This is a genomic window from Maribacter spongiicola (assembly GCF_052119685.1).
Lineage (GTDB): Bacteria > Bacteroidota > Bacteroidia > Flavobacteriales > Flavobacteriaceae > Maribacter > Maribacter spongiicola_A.
Genome location: NZ_JBGQOO010000012.1, coordinates 17,263 through 37,404, shown reverse-complemented (window position 1 = coordinate 37,404; position 20,142 = coordinate 17,263). Strand labels below are relative to the sequence as shown.

At 34.8% G+C, this 20,142-nt stretch carries 15 protein-coding genes; 5 read left to right on the top strand and 10 right to left on the bottom strand.

Going from position 1 to position 20,142, the window contains the following annotated elements; genetic code table 11:
* The first annotated feature begins 34 nt into the window (after nucleotides 1–34).
* Both ACEN2N_RS15370 and ACEN2N_RS15365 read left to right on the top strand, forming a co-directional pair.
* Entirely contained in the window at nucleotides 35–2,104 is a 2,070-nt protein-coding gene (locus tag ACEN2N_RS15370; protein ID WP_441825144.1) for a M1 family metallopeptidase, read from the top strand.
* 2 nt (nucleotides 2,105–2,106) lie between these two features.
* On the top strand, nucleotides 2,107–3,021 hold the full coding sequence (locus ACEN2N_RS15365) for a patatin-like phospholipase family protein (protein ID WP_423999303.1): 915 nt from the start codon (nucleotides 2,107–2,109) through the stop codon (nucleotides 3,019–3,021).
* A 101-nt stretch (nucleotides 3,022–3,122) separates the two neighbouring features.
* Here ACEN2N_RS15365 and ACEN2N_RS15360 read toward each other — a convergent pair whose 3' ends face one another.
* The 4 genes from ACEN2N_RS15360 to ACEN2N_RS15345 all read right to left on the bottom strand — a co-directional run bounded on the left by ACEN2N_RS15360 (nucleotide 3,123) and on the right by ACEN2N_RS15345 (nucleotide 7,387).
* Complete coding sequence (locus ACEN2N_RS15360; protein ID WP_423999305.1) at nucleotides 3,123–3,641, bottom strand: DUF7935 family protein; 519 nt, start codon at nucleotides 3,639–3,641, stop codon at nucleotides 3,123–3,125.
* Between the two features lie 83 nt (nucleotides 3,642–3,724).
* A complete protein-coding gene (locus tag ACEN2N_RS15355) occupies nucleotides 3,725–4,495 on the bottom strand; it encodes a hypothetical protein (protein ID WP_441825143.1) in 771 nt (256 codons plus the stop codon).
* A gap of 19 nt (nucleotides 4,496–4,514) precedes the next feature.
* Nucleotides 4,515–6,071 (bottom strand): FMN-binding glutamate synthase family protein, encoded by a 1,557-nt coding sequence (locus ACEN2N_RS15350; protein ID WP_441825142.1) that lies wholly within the window; start codon nucleotides 6,069–6,071, stop codon nucleotides 4,515–4,517.
* A gap of 5 nt (nucleotides 6,072–6,076) precedes the next feature.
* Nucleotides 6,077–7,387 carry an amidohydrolase gene (locus ACEN2N_RS15345; RefSeq protein ID WP_441825141.1) on the bottom strand — a complete coding sequence of 437 codons (1,311 nt, stop codon included), beginning with the start codon at nucleotides 7,385–7,387 and terminating at the stop codon, nucleotides 6,077–6,079.
* A 172-nt stretch (nucleotides 7,388–7,559) separates the two neighbouring features.
* Here ACEN2N_RS15345 and ACEN2N_RS15340 point away from each other — a divergent pair, with 172 nt between their 5' ends.
* Nucleotides 7,560–9,920, top strand: a complete 2,361-nt coding sequence (locus ACEN2N_RS15340; RefSeq protein ID WP_441825140.1) for an ATP-dependent helicase — start codon at nucleotides 7,560–7,562, stop codon at nucleotides 9,918–9,920.
* 44 nt (nucleotides 9,921–9,964) lie between these two features.
* On the top strand, nucleotides 9,965–10,585 hold the full coding sequence (locus ACEN2N_RS15335; RefSeq protein WP_441825139.1) for an L-threonylcarbamoyladenylate synthase: 621 nt from the start codon (nucleotides 9,965–9,967) through the stop codon (nucleotides 10,583–10,585).
* 77 nt (nucleotides 10,586–10,662) lie between these two features.
* Here the strand turns inward: ACEN2N_RS15335 and ACEN2N_RS15330 are convergent, their stop codons facing one another.
* The 3 genes from ACEN2N_RS15330 to ACEN2N_RS15320 form a co-directional block, all read right to left on the bottom strand.
* Nucleotides 10,663–11,517 carry an OmpA family protein gene (locus ACEN2N_RS15330; RefSeq protein ID WP_441825138.1) on the bottom strand — a complete coding sequence of 285 codons (855 nt, stop codon included), beginning with the start codon at nucleotides 11,515–11,517 and terminating at the stop codon, nucleotides 10,663–10,665.
* Nucleotides 11,518–11,616: 99 nt separating this feature from the next.
* Entirely contained in the window at nucleotides 11,617–12,618 is a 1,002-nt protein-coding gene (locus tag ACEN2N_RS15325) for a glycosyltransferase family 2 protein (protein ID WP_441825137.1), read from the bottom strand.
* Nucleotides 12,619–12,630: 12 nt separating this feature from the next.
* Complete coding sequence (locus tag ACEN2N_RS15320; protein ID WP_441825136.1) at nucleotides 12,631–13,077, bottom strand: type I restriction enzyme HsdR N-terminal domain-containing protein; 447 nt, start codon at nucleotides 13,075–13,077, stop codon at nucleotides 12,631–12,633.
* Nucleotides 13,078–13,103: 26 nt separating this feature from the next.
* On the opposite strand from ACEN2N_RS15320, the gene holA reads away from it, so the two are divergent.
* Nucleotides 13,104–14,105, top strand: coding sequence for a DNA polymerase III subunit delta (gene holA, locus ACEN2N_RS15315; protein WP_441825135.1), 1,002 nt, complete (start codon nucleotides 13,104–13,106; stop codon nucleotides 14,103–14,105).
* Between the two features lie 3 nt (nucleotides 14,106–14,108).
* On the opposite strand, the gene ACEN2N_RS15310 is transcribed toward holA, so the two are convergent.
* The 3 genes from ACEN2N_RS15310 to ACEN2N_RS15300 all read right to left on the bottom strand — a co-directional run bounded on the left by ACEN2N_RS15310 (nucleotide 14,109) and on the right by ACEN2N_RS15300 (nucleotide 20,142).
* Nucleotides 14,109–14,486 (bottom strand): DoxX family protein, encoded by a 378-nt coding sequence (locus ACEN2N_RS15310; protein ID WP_441825134.1) that lies wholly within the window; start codon nucleotides 14,484–14,486, stop codon nucleotides 14,109–14,111.
* 237 nt (nucleotides 14,487–14,723) lie between these two features.
* On the bottom strand, nucleotides 14,724–17,135 hold the full coding sequence (locus ACEN2N_RS15305; protein ID WP_441825133.1) for an alpha-ketoacid dehydrogenase subunit alpha/beta: 2,412 nt from the start codon (nucleotides 17,133–17,135) through the stop codon (nucleotides 14,724–14,726).
* A gap of 157 nt (nucleotides 17,136–17,292) precedes the next feature.
* Nucleotides 17,293–20,142 (bottom strand): metalloprotease, encoded by a 2,850-nt coding sequence (locus ACEN2N_RS15300; protein ID WP_441825132.1) that lies wholly within the window; start codon nucleotides 20,140–20,142, stop codon nucleotides 17,293–17,295.

Sequence of the window (20,142 nt, the reverse complement as noted above, 5' to 3'; positions counted from 1 at the left end):
TTAAATTTGATTCTCTACTAGCTTATTAATTTGCATGAAAAAAATAGTTTTAGCCTTTATTCTTTGTTTTTGTTTCAGTTCTTATGGTCAACATCAAGATAAAGTAGATTTTATAAAAGCGAAGATTTACTTAGGTCCATTACCTAAAGAGAAAAAGATTCAAGGCGGAGTGATCTATCGTTTTAATGTGTTACAAAATGTTGATTCCGTATTTTTTGATGCAAAGAATATGGATTTTTCAAAAGTAGAACTTGATGGAAAAAAGATAGATTTTACTGCCACAGAAAAGACAATTTCTATTAAATATAAATTCAAAGAGGGCGAATCTTATAAACTGATTATAGAATATATAGCCAAGCCTAAACAAACGGTCTATTTTATTGGTTGGGATGATGATGTAGAAGGCAATGAACAAATATGGACGCAAGGTCAAGGAAAATATTCAAGTCATTGGGTTCCAAGTTTTGATGACATGGAAGAAAAGGTAGAATTTGATCTTACAATTGAAGCCGATAAAAAATATCAAGTAATTGCGAATGGTAACCTACTTCTAAAAACTGATAATGATGAGGAAGATGCTATTTGGTTATTTGATATGAAAAAACCAATGAGTAGTTATTTGTTGGCGTTCGCCATCGGCAATTACAATAAGCAAATTTTGAAATCTGAAAGCGGAGTGACGATTGAAAACTACTATTATCCAGGTGATAGTCTAAAAGTGGAACCTACCTATAGGTATACTAAAAAGATATTTGATTTTTTAGAAAATGAGATAGGTGTAGCGTATCCTTGGCAGAATTATAAGCAAGTGCCAGTGCATGATTTTTTATATGCTGGTATGGAAAATACAAGCGCTACTTTTTTCTCTGATGCTTATGTTATTGATTCTACTTCGTTTATTGATAGAAATTATGTAAACATTAATGCCCATGAATTAGCGCATCAATGGTTTGGTAATTTGGTTACAGAAAAGAGTAGCGAGCACCATTGGTTACATGAGGGTTTCGCCACTTACTATGCCTACCTGGCTGAGAAAGAAATTTTTGGTGATGATCATTTTTATTGGAAGTTATTTGATACAGCAAAAGTGTTAAATGATATTTCTGAAAAGGGAGATGGGGAGAGCTTGTTGAACCCTAAAGCTAGTAGTCTTACTTTCTATGAAAAAGGAGCATGGGCTTTAGCCGTCTTAAAGGATAAAATAGGAGAAGAGAATTTTAAAACCGGAATTCAGAATTACTTGAATAAGTATAAGTTCCAAAATGTAACTTTTGCAGAATTCATTACTGAAATGGAGGAAGCTGCTAATTATGATTTAAGTGATTTTAAAACTATTTGGTTAGAAGTAGACGTATTCCCAATGGATGATGTGAAAGATTATTTAATGAAAAATAGTTCATCATTAAGAATGTATTATGTTTTGAAACATGAGGATGAGAATAGTTTTGATTCCCCTGAAATTTTAAAGGATTCAGAATTAGCTACGGAATTGAAGTTAGAATTGCTTCAACAAAAAGGTGATTTTCCTGAATTACAAATTTGGCCTTTAATTGCTAGTGATGATATCAGAATAAGGCAATTTGCAGCACAGAAAATGGGTGAAATTTCTGAGATTTTAAAAGAGTTTGCTGAGCCGTTGTTATTGGATGATAGTTATATTACCAATGAATTAATGCTCTATAATTTGTGGAGTAGTTTTGATTATGATAGAAGTACTTATTTAGAAAAAACTAAAGACATAATTGGTTTGCCAAATAAGAATGTGCGTTTGCTTTGGCTGACATTGGCATTATTTACTCCTGATTATAATCCAAGTCAACAAATGTATTATCACAATGAACTTGTCGGTTATACTGATTCTTGTTACAATGCTGAAGTGCGACAAACTGCGTTTCAATATTTATTTGAAATAAGTGCTTTAAATGATGATGCCTATGTTAATTTGATAAAGGCGACCAATCATCATTCTTGGCAGTTTAGAAACTATGCAAGACAGTTATTTGATACCTTGTGGATTGATGAACAACAGAAAAAAGAAATTGAAAAGGTAGCAAAGCAACTAAATTCATCAGATTTGCGTTATCTTAAAACGAAATTAAAGTAATAATGAAAGCATTAGTTATTTCTGGTGGTGGTAGTAAAGGAGCCTTTGCAGGTGGCGTTGCCCAATACCTTATTCAAGAAGAAGGTAGAAAGTATGATATTTTTGTAGGTACTTCTACCGGAAGTTTGCTTATCTCTCATTTAGCGTTAGGTAAACTAGATAAAATCAAAGAAATATATTCTAATGTAAATCAGAAGAGCATTTTCAATAACTGTCCGTTTTTGGTCAAGAATATACGTGGAAATGAGGAAATCTCTATAGATCACTGGAGGGTTTTGAAAAACTTTCTTCGCGGTAAAAAAACCTTTGGAGAAAGTGAAAACCTTAGAAAACTTATTGAAAATAGCTTGACTATCGAAGAATTTGAAACGTTAAAGAACGGCGATTCGGATGTTATTATTACAGTTTCTAATTTATCACTAAATCAAGTAGAATATAAATCTATTAAAGATTGTACCTACGAAGATTATTGCGATTGGATTTGGATATCAGCTAATTACGTTCCGTTCATGAGTTTGGTTCGTAAAAATTATTGCGAGTATGCCGATGGTGGGTTGGGTAGTATTGTACCTATTGAAGAAGCTATAAAAAGAGGAGCAACAGAAGTAGATGTTGTTGTTTTACATACCGAGGTAAATTATATGAATAGGGTAGCATCTCGTAATCCTTTTGAGCTGATTACCACAATGCTGAGCTTCATTTTAGATAGAATTGAAAATCAAAACATTAGAATAGGGAAATTGGTTGCCAACCAAAAAAATGCAATAATCAACCTATTTTATACGCCTACAATATTAACGACTAACTCTTTAATATTCGATAAGGCAAAAATGACGCTTTGGTGGAAAAGAGGTTATTTATATGCAAAAAATAAGAATGAGGAAACAAACCCAATTGAACCAAATGAACATGAATAATGTTCATTAAAAAATGGGCTTTTTGATATATGAACAAACAAAAAAAATGCTTTCCAATTTGGAAAGCATTTTTTTATTCTTGTACTGTTATATTTAATTTTCTACCACAAATCGCCTATCTCTTTTTTAACGAAAGATAGGGCAGTAGCCGATGGTGATGTTTTATCCATCGTTTCATTCAAAATATCTTCTCTTAATTTATCGGCAGAATCGGTCTGACTCATAGCAGCTTTTCTGATCATTTGAATAGTTGCGCTTTTAGCCGCTTTAATAATATTCCAACATTCGTCGGTCAAATAAATTTGCTGCGTAAGATTATGATCGAATTCAGTTTCTATGCTTTTTATAAGCAAACTCTCATATGCTCCCTTTTCTTTCGATTGTGGTGCTACACGAACAACTAAACTTGGTATCGAAATGCGTTCTAAAAATAGCGCCATTCTTTCGTAAGCTTGTAAACGAATAGGTAAAGTATCTTTTTGAGAGTCTTTATGCAATAGAAAACGTCTTCTACCTTCTTCGTTGTTGGTATGCATTCTAAAAAAATAGAAGGCAATTGCACCAGTAACTACGGAAGGAATCAAATAAGCGAAAAGTTGAAAAATTTGGTCAGAGTTCATTTTTTAATTAGTTATGATATATGAAATAAGAACGTCTAAATTTTTCAATTAGTATAGCACTTCATCGATGAAATGCAAGTTATTTAATTTTTAACGTCTCCCTTCGCCATATCATAAAATGCTTTATAATCTGGTTGAAACTTTACTTGTAGCGATTCACGTAAGCCGCCATCTTTACCAACAGCTACAATTCGTTCTCCGTCAACACCAAAATCTTTGATTAAAATACTAGCAATTGCGGTTGCTTGCTGTATGGCGATGTTCATTTCACCTGTAATATTTAAACTCGCAATAGTAATTACACTTTTAGGGTTCGCATTTGCAACTTTCGCTACATTCTCGATCCACGCTCTAGATTCGCTAGAAGGCGTTATACCAACTCCGTCAGTAAAGAAATAATCTAATTTTTCAGAAATAACCACAGAACCATCTGCTACACCAACTTTTGCATTTTCACCCAATACTTGTTTAGTATTGGTTAGTATAACAACTGCAGTTGAATCATTGCTAGCAACGGCATCTGTTACCCCTTTAAGTTGCTTTTCTTTGCGCTCTAAGGCTGCCATGGTCTTATTAATATTCTCTGAATTCTGACTAGACAAGGCCGCAAAACTATTTAAATTTTTCATTAAAGTGGCATTAGCATCTTGCAACTCTGCTACCTGAGATTGATACTCAGTTGAGCGTTGATCGGCTAACTTCTCATTTCGTTGAGATGTACTTATTATTCTAGAAATGGAATCTAACTTGTATTTTAAGTTTTGATTTTGTTCTATTAACTCACTTTTTTTCTGAGCTTGAATAGAAGTTAAACCAATTAAAAAAATAGCTGAACATAAAATAAATCGTGTCATATAAATTGAATAGGTTAATCTAAATTTTGCCGCCAAGGTACGAACAGTCTTTTAATTGTTGAACTCCTGCGAACGGTACTTTTGCTTTATTATAACCGTAGGTCGATGCTAAACTTTTATTTAGGTCGTGGTCATCTACGTTTACTTGCACATCGTCCATAGTAAATTGACTAGGGTGCTCATAACCGGCAGCATGCGTAATTTCTAAAAATTCTTTTCTAAACGTATTAAAATATTGTGCCAATCGATCAGATTTTAAAGGTACGTTAATTCCTTTTTGAAGCCATTTACTTTGTGTAGCAATACCTGTAGGGCAGGTATTGGTATGGCAAACTTGAGCTTGAATACACCCAATACTCATCATTGCTTCTCTAGCTACATTAATACAGTCAACACCCATGGCAAATGCCATGGCTGCTTTTGCAGGGAAGCCGAGCTTACCAGAGCCGATAAATACGATACGATCGGTAAGGTTTCTATTTAAGAAAACTCTATATAAACTTGAAAATCCATAAACCCAAGGCAGCGATACGTGATCTGCAAATGATGGGGGAGCGGCACCTGTACCACCTTCACCACCATCTACGGTAATGAAATCTGGACCTTTACCGGTCTCTAACATAATATCTGCTAATTCTTCCCACTGATCTAATTTTCCGATAGCACCTTTAATACCTACCGGTAAACCTGTTTCGTCAGCAATATCCTCTATAAGTGCCATTAACTCCCTAACATTAGAAAACGCTTTGTGGGTTGCAGGTGACAATACATCTTTACCTACTTCAACACCTCTAATTTCAGCCAGTTCGCGTGTAATTTTAGCTCCTGGTAATACGCCACCTTTTCCTGGTTTTGCACCTTGAGATAATTTAATTTCAATAGCTCTTATACACGGATTGTCCTCAACCAATTTTTTCATTTTCTCCATAGAGAAATTCCCATCCTCTGATCGTACACCAAAATACCCGGTCCCAAAATGAAAAACAATATCACCACCATGTTTGTGGTAAGGTGATAAACCGCCCTCACCGGTATTATGATAAGCATGGGCTTTTTTGACCCCAATGTTCATAGCTTCAACGGCAGCTGCAGATAATGAACCAAAGCTCATGGCCGATACATTTACAACACTGGCTGGTCGGTAAGGTTTTCTTCGGTTATTTTGTTGTCCCATAACTTTTGCACAAGGAATAAACGTAGGTTCTGCAGCATTTGGGTGTCCAACAGGTACTTCATAACCCATCATTCTGTTTTTGATGAATATATGCTGGTGTGCATATAAATCTCTATCAGAACCAAAACCTTCGTAGTTATTCTCTTTCTTTGCAGATGCATAGATCCAACCTCTTTCAATTCTATTGAAAGGCAATTCTTCTCGGTTGTTAGCAACAAAATATTGACGCATTTCTGGACCAATACTTTCTAGCCAATAACGCAAGTGCCCTACCACAGGGAAGTTGTGTTTAATGGTATGCCTTTTCTGAATAAAAATATCCCAGATAGCAACTATGAGAAGAAACAAAAAATTCCAAGTCCACCACGGTGGACTTGGAATACTATTAAAGAAATCGTTCATCAAAATTATCCTTTTATTTTAATATCTAAAAGTGGTGTTTGGTCACTGTTTAAATAATCCAGGCTCATTTCTGTAAGCGTACGAACGCCTAAAAGTAAACCACTATCGTCAATTAAAAAGTCTGGTGTATGGTGCGGAAATGATTCTGTTGTACCAGGAGTCATTCCTCCTAAGAAAAAGAAAAATCCCGGAGCTTCTCTTTGAAAATATGAGAAATCTTCAGCACCTGTAACCGCTTTTTGAAATTGAACATTAGCATCACCAGCCACTCTTTTCATGGTAGGTAACATTTGCTCTACCAATTCTGGGTTGTTGTATGTAATATCTGTAGCATCTGTTATTGTACACGTAGCTTCACCTCCGTATGCTTTGGCAATATCGCTTACCATTTCGACCATACGCTTATTAAGCTTGTCTTTCATGTCATAATCTAATGTTCTAATAGTACCGATCATTTCTGCAGATTCTGGTATAATATTAAAACGAACGCCACTTTTAATTTTACCAACGGTTATAACTGCAGCTTCATTGGTTAATTCTGTTTCTCTACTAATGATAGTTTGTAAACCGTCAATAATTTTAGCACTGATCAATATGGGATCAACCCCTGACCATGGTTGAGAACCGTGCGATTGTTTTCCTTTTACATTAATAACGAATTGCTGAGCGGCTGCCATAGTACCACCAGATTTATATTTAATAACCCCTACAGGAGTTTGAGAGTTAATATGTAAACCGAAAATTGCATCAACTTTTGGGCTATTCATAACACCTTCTTTTACCATTAAAAGTGCTCCACCTTCTTCTCCTGGTGGCGGTCCTTCTTCTGCTGGTTGAAAAATGAACTTTACGGTACCTTTTATCTTATTTTTGTTTTTAGACATTACTTCTGCAACGCCCATTAAAATAGCAGTATGCGTATCATGCCCACATGCATGCATAACACCTACTTTTTCACCCATAAATTCTGAAGTAACGTTAGATTTATACGGCAAGTCATTACGTTCTGTAACTGGTAAGGCATCAATATCTGCTCTTAATGCAACTACTTTGCCAGGTAAGTCTCCTTTTAAAATTCCAACTACACCAGTATGAGCAACACCAGTCTGAACTTCAATACCCAAAGATTTTAAATGCTTTGCAATTTTTTCTGCTGTTTTGTATTCACGATTCCCTAATTCCGGATTCTGATGAATTTCCCTTCTCCAATCAACTACCTTGCTTTCTATTGCTTTATAGTCTTTTTCAAGATTTGGACCTTGTGCCTGAACGGTAAAACCGAAAAGAACAAGGGCTAACACTCCTAGTTTTCTCATAATCAGTATTTAATGTATATTGGTTTTCTATATTTCGGTTGATCATTTAGCCTAAATGTATCAACTTGTAAGCTCTTTATGCGGAATTAAAGTTTAAATATATTCAAAATGAAAAGAAATACCATCCATTGTTCACAAATCTAAAACACTTCACTTTTTCTATCCCTCAATAATGGCTAAATTTACGTCATTAAAAAAAGAAAATTTGAGCTCATTTATAGATGAATTGAACGATGCCCAAAAGGCTCCTGTTTTGCATAAAGACGGACCTTTAATGGTTATTGCTGGTGCTGGATCGGGTAAAACCCGAGTACTTACCTATAGAATTGCACACCTAATGGCGCAGGGTGTAGATTCTTTTAATATTTTATCATTAACATTTACCAATAAGGCAGCACGTGAAATGAAAGCACGTATTTCCAATATTGTAGGTGCTAGCGAAGCAAAAAATCTTTGGATGGGAACATTCCACTCCGTTTTTGCAAAACTATTACGTATAGATGGTGATAAACTGGGCTACCCGGCAAATTTCACTATTTATGATACCCAAGATTCTCAGCGGTTATTGGCTTCGATTATCAAGGAAATGGGACTCGATAAGGATATTTATAAATACAAGCAGATTCAAAATAGAATTTCGTCTTTTAAGAATAGCTTAATTACCGTAAAAGCTTATCGAAATGATCCAGATTTGGTAGAGCAAGATGCCATGGCAAAAAAACCTAGAACTGGTGATATCTACGAAAATTATGTAGATCGTTGTTTTAAGGCAGGTGCGATGGATTTTGATGATTTACTGTTGCGAACAAATGAACTGTTAACACGTTTTCCTGATGTGTTGATGAAGTATCAGGATCGATTTAGATATATTTTGGTTGATGAGTATCAAGATACCAACCATTCTCAGTATTTGATTGTAAAGGCTTTGGCCGATCGTTTTCAAAATATATGTGTGGTAGGTGATGATGCACAAAGTATTTACTCTTTTAGAGGGGCAAATATTAGTAACATTTTGAACTTTCAAAAAGATTATGATAATGTAGGCATGTATCGTTTAGAACAGAATTACCGCTCGACCCGTAATATTGTTAATGCCGCAAACTCGGTTATAGGAAAAAACCAAAACCAAATAGAGAAAGTAGTCTGGACAGCGAATGATGATGGTGCAGCTATTAAAATTCATAGAAGTACGACAGATGCTGAAGAAGGTAGGTTTGTAGCCAATTCTATTTGGGATCATCGCATGCAACAGCAAATGGGCAATGGTCAGTTTGCCGTACTATATAGAACCAACTCACAGTCGAGGGCTATTGAAGATGCGTTGCGTAAAAGAGATATTCCTTATCGTATTTATGGTGGCTTGTCTTTTTACCAACGTAAAGAAATTAAAGATGTACTTTCTTACCTACGTTTGGTAATTAACCCAAAAGATGAAGAGGCATTAAAAAGGGTTATAAATTTTCCTGCAAGGGGAATTGGTGGTACTACTTTAGATAGGTTGGTAGTAGCGGCTAACCATTACAACCGCTCCATTTTTGAGGTGATGGAAAATATTGACAGAATAGATTTAAAGATCAATTCTGGTACAAAACGAAAGCTTCAAGATTTCGTAACCATGATAAAGAGTTTTCAGGTTATGAACGAAACTACTGATGCTTTTGCCTTGTCTGAACATGTCGCCAAAAAAACGGGTATTCTTTTAGAGTTTAAGAAGGATGGAACTCCGGAAGGAATAGGTAAAATGGAGAACATCGAAGAGCTTTTAAACGGTATTAAAGATTTCGTTGAAGGTCAAAGAGAAATAGCTGATGCTACAGGTAATATTAGTGAGTTTCTAGAAGATGTCGCCCTAGCTACCGATTTAGATAATGATACCGGTGATGATGATAGGGTAGCCTTAATGACCATTCACTTGGCAAAGGGACTCGAATTTCCGTACGTATATATTGTTGGTATGGAAGAAGACCTTTTTCCATCAGGTATGAGTATGAGTACCCGTAGCGAGTTAGAAGAGGAGCGAAGGTTATTTTATGTTGCTTTGACCAGAGCTGAGAAACAAGCATATTTAACATATACTCAGAATAGATATCGTTGGGGTAAATTAATAGATGCAGAACCTAGTCGTTTCTTAGAAGAAATCGATGAAAAATATGTTGAGAATTTGACTCCTGTAGATGGTGGCTATCGCTACAAGCCTCTTATAAATGCTGATATTTTTGGTGAAGTTGATAAAAGTAGATTACGTCAAGATAAGCCAGTTAGAGGAACACCACCTATTATTGGCCAACCTAATTCTGGTCAACTAAAAAAGTTACGTAAGTTGAAGCCGCAATTGGGTGAACCTGTGGGTAACACAAATACCATAGATCCAAATCTTATGGAAGGTTCATTAATAAATCATACCCGTTTTGGTCGTGGTCAGGTAGTGAAAATTGAAGGTTCTGGTAATGATAGAAAGGCAGAAATAATGTTTGATAAAGGAGATATTAAAAAACTGTTGCTTCGCTTTGCTAAATTAGAAGTGTTGGGATAGTTATGTATATTTAATAACGAAATGGTTTTTAAATCCTAAATGGAATGGCAGAATTCATTAAAATATACGAAGAGAACCCGAACCCTAAAGAGATTAAAAGGGTAGTGGAGGTATTGCGTAAAGGTGGCTTGGTTATATACCCTACCGATACGGTTTACGGCTTAGGTTGCGACATTACAAACTCAAGGGCGCTTGAGAAAATTGCACGTATTAAAGGCATTAAACTAGCGAAAGCCAACTGGTCTTTTATTTGTACCGATTTGAGTAACCTATCTGATTATGTACGCCAAATCGATACCGCTACGTTCAAGATTTTGAAAAGAGCTTTACCTGGTCCGTATACTTTTATTTTACCAGGAAATAACAACCTGCCTAAGGAATTTAAAAAGAAAAAGACCGTTGGTATTCGTGTGCCAGATAACAGTATTATTAAAGCATTAGTTGAGCAGTTAGGCAACCCAATAGTATCGACTTCTATTCGCGATGAAGATGATGTATTAGAGTATACTACCGACCCAGAGTTAATTTTTGAAAAATGGGATAACCTTGTTGATGTCGTTATTGATGGTGGTTATGGCGGTAATATTGGTTCTACAATTATAGATGTATCAAATGGTGCACCTGAGGTTATTCGTGAAGGAAAAGGAAGTTTAGATATTCTCTAAACACTTTATCATTTAAATTTATGGCATAAAAAAAGCGGCTCAATTGAGCCGCTTTTATTTTATATGACAATCAAATATTATTTGTTGATTGCAGGATCTTTCATTCCTTCTTCGATCATGCTATAGAACTGATCGATTTTTGGAAGAACAACAATACGAGTTCTTCTGTTTTTAGATTTTTCAGTTGAAGAAACAGGAATAAACTCTGATCTACCAGCTGCAGTCATTCGCTTAGGGTCAACATTGAAATCGTTTTGCAAGATACGTACAACAGCAGTAGCACGCTTAACACTTAAATCCCAGTTATCCAATAAAGAACCGTTACCTCTGTAAGGTACGTTGTCTGTATGACCTTCTACCATGAATTCGAAATCTGGCTTGTTATTTACAACTTTAGCAACTTTACCAAGAACTTCTTTAGCTCTACTAGTAACATTGTAGCTACCGCTGCTGAATAATAATTTGTCAGAAATAGATACGAATACAACACCTTTTTCAACGCTGATTTCTATATCGTCATCATCCATATTTCCTAAAACACCTTTTAAGCTCTGTACCAATGAAAGGTTAACAGAATCTCTACGTGTAATAGCATCGTTTAATTTACGAATGGTTAAATCTTTTTCTTGTAAGCTTTCTAAAGATTTTTCTAAGTTCTCAGCACCTTTGGTAGTCAAAGTTGTTAAGTTACCCATATTGTTAATCAAATCTTGATTGTTAGCTTTTAAAAATGCATTTTGATCTTCTAAAGTTTGTAGTCTAGATGAAGCAGTTGCTTTTTCTTCTAAACAATCGTTTAATTTAACTGTAGCTGAATTCAATAAATCTTGTGCACTTTTGTGCTTAGCTTCAAGATCTGCATACTTCTTTGAAGATACACAAGATGAAAGTAAAAGCGTTGCTGCAAGACATCCTAATAATACTTTTTTCATAATTTAATTCTATTATAATTATTTAGTTGTTTACTCTAATTTCGCATCTAAGCGACTCCAAAATTATATAATTACAAAGCCACTTATTTAACACGTTAGTTAATCTTTTACTAAAATGTTAAAATTACTTATTCTATGTACGAAATAAGACCATACTATGGACTTCGTAGCATAGTAATTCTTGAGAAATTGCGTTTTTTCTCTTTTACGGTACATTTTTCTAAACTGTCTGTAAAAGCTTAAATGTGCTCTAAAAATAGCGAAAAAGTGCTTAAATCTTAACTGAAAAAGAAATCGTATTGCTGCAATACCATCTAATAACAATCGCAAGAAAATAATTATGAACGCTTTTCTTCTCGGTAAGTTTTTGGTGATAGAGAATAATGTGTTCCTAAAATTCAAATATGTTTTTTTAGGATTCATATTACTTAAGGTTGAGCCACCTAAGTGATATACGCTCGATGATCCTACATATAATATTTTGTACCCATGGTTTTTTGCACGCCAACACAAATCTACTTCTTCTTGATGAGCGAAATAGTCTGCATCAAAACCCTTAAGTTCATGAAATACTTCTTTTCTGATAAACATGCATGCGCCTGTAGCCCAGAATATTTCTCTGGTATCATTATATTGACCATTGTCACGTTCTAGGGTCTGAAAAACCCTGCCTCTACAAAACGGATACCCTAACTGATCAATAAAACCACCGGCAGCACCTGCATATTCGAAATGGTCTTTTTTTAGCAAATCTAAAATTTTAGGTTGAATTATAGCGGCATCGGGTATCGTTGTAAAGGCATCTATAATTGGGTTCAACCAATTAGGGGTTACTTCGACGTCTGAATTCAATAAACAATAAATATCAGCATCGACATCTACCATGGCGTCGTTATAGCCCTTGGCAAATCCGCCGTTTTCTGTATTCTGTATAATTTTTACCGAAGGATAGTTGGTTTTGACAAAAGCAACCGAGTCATCTGTAGACGCATTATCGGCAACATATATATCGGCATCATTAGAATATTTGATAACAGAGGGCAAGTACCTTTCTAAAAGCACTTCACCATTCCAGTTTAATATGACTACGGCTATCTTCAAAACGATCGCAAATTAACGGCTAAAATCAGGAATCTCTTGCATAAATTCATATTTTTCCGCAACAAAGTCTGTTTTACAGTAAAAATGAGTGAGTCCGTTCGTGACCATTAAGTAGGTCGCATTCAACTTAAAATTGTATTGTGCGATCTGGTCGAATGTCATTTGAGAAATGGTAATTTCTGGTGCTTTACACTCTACTAGTACGTTTAATTCTCCGTTAGGCTTAAATACAACGATATCATATCTTTTCTTTAATCCGTTAAGGGTTATCTGCTTTTCTACGTTAATGTGACTCATAGGATAGTTCTTTTCTTGAATAAGAAATTGAACTACATGTTGCCTTACCCATTCTTCTGGAGTAAGAACCACAAATTTTTTACGTATTTCGTCAAAAATCAAGGTTCTATTTTCGCTATTTTTGACCCTGAAAGTGTAGCTAGGGAAATTTAGTCGCTGCATTATACAAAGTTGATGAATTTTTCTGAATGGATGAAGCAATACAAATAGTCAATGCAATTAAGAAAGGACAGATTAGTCCTATTTATTTCCTATACGGGGAAGAAGCTTATTTTATTGATAAAATCTCAGATTATATAGCGGCGAAGGTATTGACCGAAGAAGAAAAGGGCTTTAATCAGATGGTACTTTATGGTAGAGATGTATCTATAGAAGATATCGTAGGTAATGCCAAACGCTACCCGATGATGGCAGAGCGACAGGTGGTTATAGTAAAAGAAGCACAACACCTTTCGAGAACTATAGAAAACCTTTGCTCTTACGCAGAGAATCCTCAAATGTCTACTGTGCTTGTTATTTGTTATAAATATAAAAAGCTTGATAAGCGAAAAAAGCTACATAAGATCGTTAAAAAAAACGGAGTAATTTTTGAAAGTAAAAAACTTTACGAAAATCAGGTTAGCGATTGGCTTAGAAAACATTTATTAAGTAGTGGTTATACCATTTCGCATAAGGCTGCTCTTCTTTTGGTGGAGTATTTAGGCACAGATTTGAGCAAGATCAGCAAAGAACTTGAAAAGCTAAAACTAGCTTTGCCTAAAGAAACTGAAATTAATCCACAACACATTGAAGAGCATATTGGTATTAGTAAAGACTATAATAATTTTGAACTGAAAAGAGCAATTGGCGAGAGAGATATCGTAAAAGCGACAAAAATCATCAATTACTTTGCTCAGAACCCAAAAGACAATCCTTTTATATTGACGATAACTTTATTGCATTCCTTTTTCACCCAGTTATTGCAGTACCATGGTCTTAGCGATCACAGTCCTAAAAATGTGGCGAGTGCATTGCGAATAAACCCATATTTTGTAAGTGAAATACAAACCGCTGCCAGAAATTACCCAATGAAAAAAGTTAGCGGAATTATTTCAAGTTTACGTGAGATGGATTTGAAAGGAAAAGGGGTAGGGGCGGCACCAATGAAAGATGCGGATCTACTTAAAGAATTGCTTTTTAAAATAGTGTAAGGTTTATTTTTTGTCAATACCGAATTTACCAGGACCTAATAATGCAATGGTAATAAAAGAAACTAAGTAAAACAATGCTTTTTCTTGAGTGCGAAAATCATCTGCACCATGAGCGATAAATGCTGCAACTGCCATAGTTATGGCTACTGGTATCGCTGCTAAACGAGTTTTAAAACCAATGATGATTAATATTGGGCAAATAAACTCACCTATTACAGCTAAAAATAAAGAGGGAGTTTCACCAATACCAATTGGGTCTGCAAATTGAAAATCACCCGAAATTAGCTTTTGAAATTTTGGAAGACCGTGGGTCAACATCATCGCTGAAATTGCAATTCTAAAAAAAGCTAAGCCAATTTCTTTTAATATGGTATTTTTCATTAATACAGAATATTTACTCTAAAAGTATCATTTTTTTTTTTGATTTTTCTAAAATATGTTAGCGATGCTAATATATTAATTGTAAAATTTTTGTAGCTAAAAACCGGGTGGCTTAGTTATCAGCATGTTAAAGTTTTATACGTAACAATTAAAATAATTGTATTTTTTTGAGGGAGAAATTGGCACATAAAAAAATCCCAAAATAGATGGGATTTTTCTTACTTAAAATTATAGTAATTATCGCAATTTCGGATAGTCATCGGGATTTACTTCGTGCATTATCGCATAAACCTTTTCAAATATATCTTCTCTGTTTGGTTTAGAAAAATAATCGCCATCAGTACCGTAAGCAGGTCTATGTGCTTTTGCACTTAGGGTTTGTGGTGTACTATCCAAATATTTAAAGGCACCTTGTTTTTCTACAATTTCATTTAAAAGATAAGCCGAACATCCGCCAGGTACATCTTCATCTATTACCAATAAACGGTTTGTTTTCTTTACGCTTTCTAAAACCTCCATTTTAATGTCAAAGGGTAGTAAGGTTTGCGCATCTATTATTTCTGCGTTAATACCCACTTCATTTAATTCTTTGGCTGCTTTTTGAACAATACGTAGTGTAGATCCATAAGAGACCAAGGTAATATCGCTTCCTTCTTTAATGGTTTCAACTTTACCAATCGGAGTACAGAATTCACCAAGATTTTTGGGTTTCTTTTCTTTTAATCGATATCCGTTCAGACTTTCTATTACCAAAGCAGGTTCGTCGCTCTTTAAAAGTGTGTTATAGAATCCGGCAGCTTGTGTCATATTTCTAGGTGCAAGAATATACATGCCTCTCAGTAAATGGATAAGTCCGCCCATTTCAGATCCAGAATGCCAGATACCTTCTAGTCTGTGCCCTCTTGTTCTAATAATCAACGGTGCTTTTTGTTTACCAGCTGTTCTATATAATAATGTGGCTAAATCATCTGTAAGAGTAGATAGCGCGTAAAAAATATAATCTAAATACTGAATTTCGGCAATAGGTCTTAGTCCTCTTAAGGCCATACCTATTCCTTGCCCAATAATTGTGGTTTCGCGAATACCGGTATCTGCAACACGTATTTTGCCGTATTTCTCTTGCATACCCTCAAGACCTTGGTTTACGTCACCAATGGCTCCTGTATCTTCTCCGAAAATTAAGGTATTAGGATATTTTTCAAATAGCTTGTCAAAATTATCTCTTAGAATAACTCTGCCATCTACCTGTTCTTCATCGTCATTGTATTCAGGAGAGATAGCGGTAACGTTTGTCGCTTTATTATCATTTTCGCTATATAAATGCGAGCTATATTTATGTTGGGATTCTTTTAGAAAGTTGGCAGTCCATTGAATTAGATATTGCTTTTCTTGCGAATTTTCCCCTAGTAAATAGCGTAAAGATTTTCTTGCTGAAATTGCCAAATCTTTGCGAAGTGGCTCTTCCACTGCAATTAGATCATTTTTTAATTTATTAAGGAAATTCTTGTTGGCACTTTTAGTAGCTGCCTTTTCTATTATGTTGATCAATACAGACTTCTCAGCCAGATTTTCTTTCAAATACTCGTCCCAAGCCTGTTTTTTAGCTTCTCTAACGGTACGCTTTATTCTTTTTTCAATAGACTCAAGCTCTTCGGTGGTTGCAATACCCGATTCTATAATCCATTCTTTAAAGCGTTTATTACAATCATGGTCACGTTCCCATTCTAAACGAACATTATCTTTATAACGTTCATGTGATCCAGAGGTAGAGTGACCTTGTGGTTGTGTTAATTCGCTTACATGAATCAATACTGGTACATGTTCTTGTCTTGCAATATCTGCCGCATTTTCATAGGCATGCATTAAAGCAGTATAGTCCCAACCTTTTACTCTTAGGATCTCATACCCTTTTTCGGTTTCAGTTCGTTGAAAACCAGATAGAATTTCTGAAATATTTTCTTTCGTAGTATGGAATTTTGCAGGTACCGAAATGCCATATTCATCGTCCCAAACACTAATGACCATAGGTACTTGTAATACACCCGCAGCATTTATAGTTTCAAAAAACATGCCTTCGCTAGTACTGGCGTTACCAATGGTGCCCCATGCAATTTCATTACCGTTTACTGAAAACTTGGCGCTGTCTAGTCCTTGTTGGTTTCTATATACTTTAGATGCTTGTGCAAGACCTAAAAGTCTAGGCATTTGCCCCGCAGTACACGAAATATCTCCACTACTATTTTTTTGTTTTGTTAGATCTTTCCAACTGCCATCTGCGTTTAAACTATGCGTTAAAAAGTGACCACCCATTTGCCTACCCGCACTCATAGGTTCTTTTTCAATATCTGTGGTAGCATAAAGGGCGTGAAAGAACTCTTTTGGTTGTAGTAAACCTAGAGCCATCATAAATGTTTGGTCTCTGTAATAGCCACTTCTAAAATCACCATTTTTAAATGACTTCGCCATGGCTAATTGTGGTAATTCTTTACCGTCACCGAAAATACCGAACTTGGCTTTACCGGTTAGTACTTCTTTTCTTCCCAATAAGCTACAGGTTCTACTTAGAAAAGCAATTTCGTAGTCATTGATAATTTGTTCTTTGAAATCTTCAAAAGAAATATCATTACTGGTTTTAGAAGAAACATCCATGTATTATATGTGTTTATACAAAATTACCGAATCAAGTACTTTTTAGCAACGCTGTACCGAGTTAATTTATTCCATATTTTTCAACAAATTTGGTATAATATTGTAAATATGTGAATTTTAACTAAAAATAGTAGGATCTGTATTCAGATTTAATAGTTTAAAACCATTTTCTTGTGAATAGTCCTGTTAAGGTTTTCGGACTAACAGTGATGATGAATCTTATTTTTTCACCATAGTTCGGTTGCGATACTTCCCAGCCGTTATTTGAGTAAACAGGTAAATACAATTCAAAATAATCTGTTACTAGATTTAAACGTACCCCAGAATCATAAACGAACTTGCCGTCAATCCCCTTATTTTTCACTAGACCAGCATCACCATATAATTCTATCCATTTCCATAGGTTGAAACTACCGTTTACCGTCGCCATCCAATCATTAGAGAATCTATATTGTTGATCAAGAAAAGATTTAAATCCGCCTTCGGCGATAATAATCTGTTGACTATATATACCAGAATCTTCTGACCTACCTAAATACCCGTAATCAAAAAGGTAATCGGTAGGGCGGTCAAGGGCAAAACTAAAGAAATCTGTTTGTGTATTATTACTCAAAAATTTACCTGCGAAAAATCGAAGATTCAATTGTCGGTTGTTTTCGAAAAGCTTTCTATACTCATATTCAAACGATAGTTTGCTAAAGTTACCTGCTAATTGAAAATCTAAGAACCATGAGTTGTAATCTAATATACCATTGTTTCTGCTAGAGTAACGGGTATTAAAAACACTATAATCTGGATTTTCAGGATCATTCGACAAGCTTAAAAGTGCTGGGTCAAAATCTCTAAAAATATTTACATACCTGAACGACAGAAAATCTCTTTTATTCGATAATAAATCTGCGGGTCTAAAGCCAAAACTTAAAGATGGTGTTACAGACGAGTATCTAGAGTTTTCATTAAAGTGAGAAGTGCCGGCACCGATATTATATTGAGCAACATACAACCCGCTTTTACTTAAGTATTTTCTATAACTGAATTTTCCAGAGCCCACAAAAGCTTTTTCTCGAAATGAGTAAGAAGGTGAGAAATCATACACAAAGGGTCTTTCTAGTAAAGTTTTGTTATATAAACGCATACCTGGGGTCCAACCATCATAAACATTAAAACTCAAAACAGGAACATAGAAAACTTGATTGTAATATGGATTTTCAGCATCTTTAAAGAAGGTGAACTTTAATTTTTTGTTACTCGATAAGAATCCTTTTAAAGATTTCCAGTTGTCTCGTTGGTTAAATTCTGGTATTTTTTTGTCATAATTTAGAACCAGCCTATCTTCTTGGTTATTAGGTATAGCAAAGGTTTCTTCGAACTCAATATTGCTAAACCAATATTCAGAAACCACAGAATCTTTTTTGAGTCCGAACACTGAAATTGGTACATTGGTACCTTCCTTATTTTTTATGGTAACTAGTAATGAATCGGTGTCTTTCTGTACCTTTTTTATTTTGAAATCGATTTTGCGGTCTGTAGATACGTAATCTTTAAAAAACCAATTAATATCTTGTTCGGTAGAGCGTTTTAATATCGATTCAAAATCATGAACCTTAACAGTATTTAGTTTATAATATTCAAAAAAGGTCTTTATACTTTCATCTACATGTTCTTTACCAATATAATCTGCTAAGTAAGCCAAACCTAAACCTGCTTTATACTTGTTTGCGATTTTTTGGTTGAATTTTATAAGCGAATCGTTCGAGGTTTGTAGGGCTTGATCTAAATTTTTACGCGCCGTAAGGTTGTATAAAAAAGCATACTGGTCATTGAAGTCCATTTTTGTCAATTCAAAACTTCTAAAACCCCAAATATTTGATAGTTTACCCATCATCTTTTGATCAGGGTAATACTTATCTATATATGCTATCATTAAATAGTTGGCGATTGCACTGTTCAACCATTGTTCTTTACGTGGATTCAAGAACATCGTTTCTCTTAAAATACTGTTGATTGCCGTTTTTAAGAATTTCATTTCGAATTGAAATTGTTCTTCGTACGGGCGGATAAAAGAGGGGAGTTGGTTTAGACCATAAAGTGGGTCTTTGTTATAGTCTAACTCACTTACTAATATTTTCTCATGAGGATAATCTCCTAAGTTTTGGTGAATAAAATTAGCAACTTTATTGATTGATAAACCTTGACCAATAACACTATATCTTGGTGCTCTGATATCGGTTAAAAAAGTCATATGCGGTGTGCGGTGTGTAAAAAAGTCTTCTCGCGGACTAAGTATTATTTCGCCACCACGTTGCAAGTTACCTTTAAGCTGCGCGAACTGACCACTTGGAAATTTTGACTCTGAGTCAATATCAAAATTAGAGGCAAGATATAAGCTGTCGGGATATTTAAATTTGATGACCGTATTGGTCTCGTTCATATAAAGATCTTCAAGATTTTTATTTGAATACAAATGCCATTTACCATCATATACAGCAGGGGTTAAATACCAGTCTTTTAGGTAGTAATCGCCTCTGTTACCATATCCATAACTAGTATATTTGTTCGGAGGTAGTTTTACCTTGTAGGTAATGAAAATTTTAGTAGAAGTGTTGGGTAACAATATATTGTCAAGAGTTACCTTTAAAATGTCTTTACCTTCTGTACGGCTCCATTCAAGTCCGTTATAAGAATCGTCTACTACACTTATAATGGTAGTTTTACCTCGCTCATTGGCTTTGGCCAAATGAAGCGATTTTTTGAATTCTTGTGCAAACCTTTTCGCTAATCCTGTATTTTTATCTGAGTAGGCATTCGCCCAATCATTAAAATATATTACCCCTAAGTTATAATTTGAATTGTTGTAATACGTGAATTCTTGACGAATATCGAGCTCTTTAGTGTATTCGTTTAAAGTAACACTAAGGTCGGTTTCGTACTGAGCAAAACAACTAGTTGCATTAGCAACTAATAATAAAATACAGGAATAGAGAAATGAATGAAAATTTCGTATCAA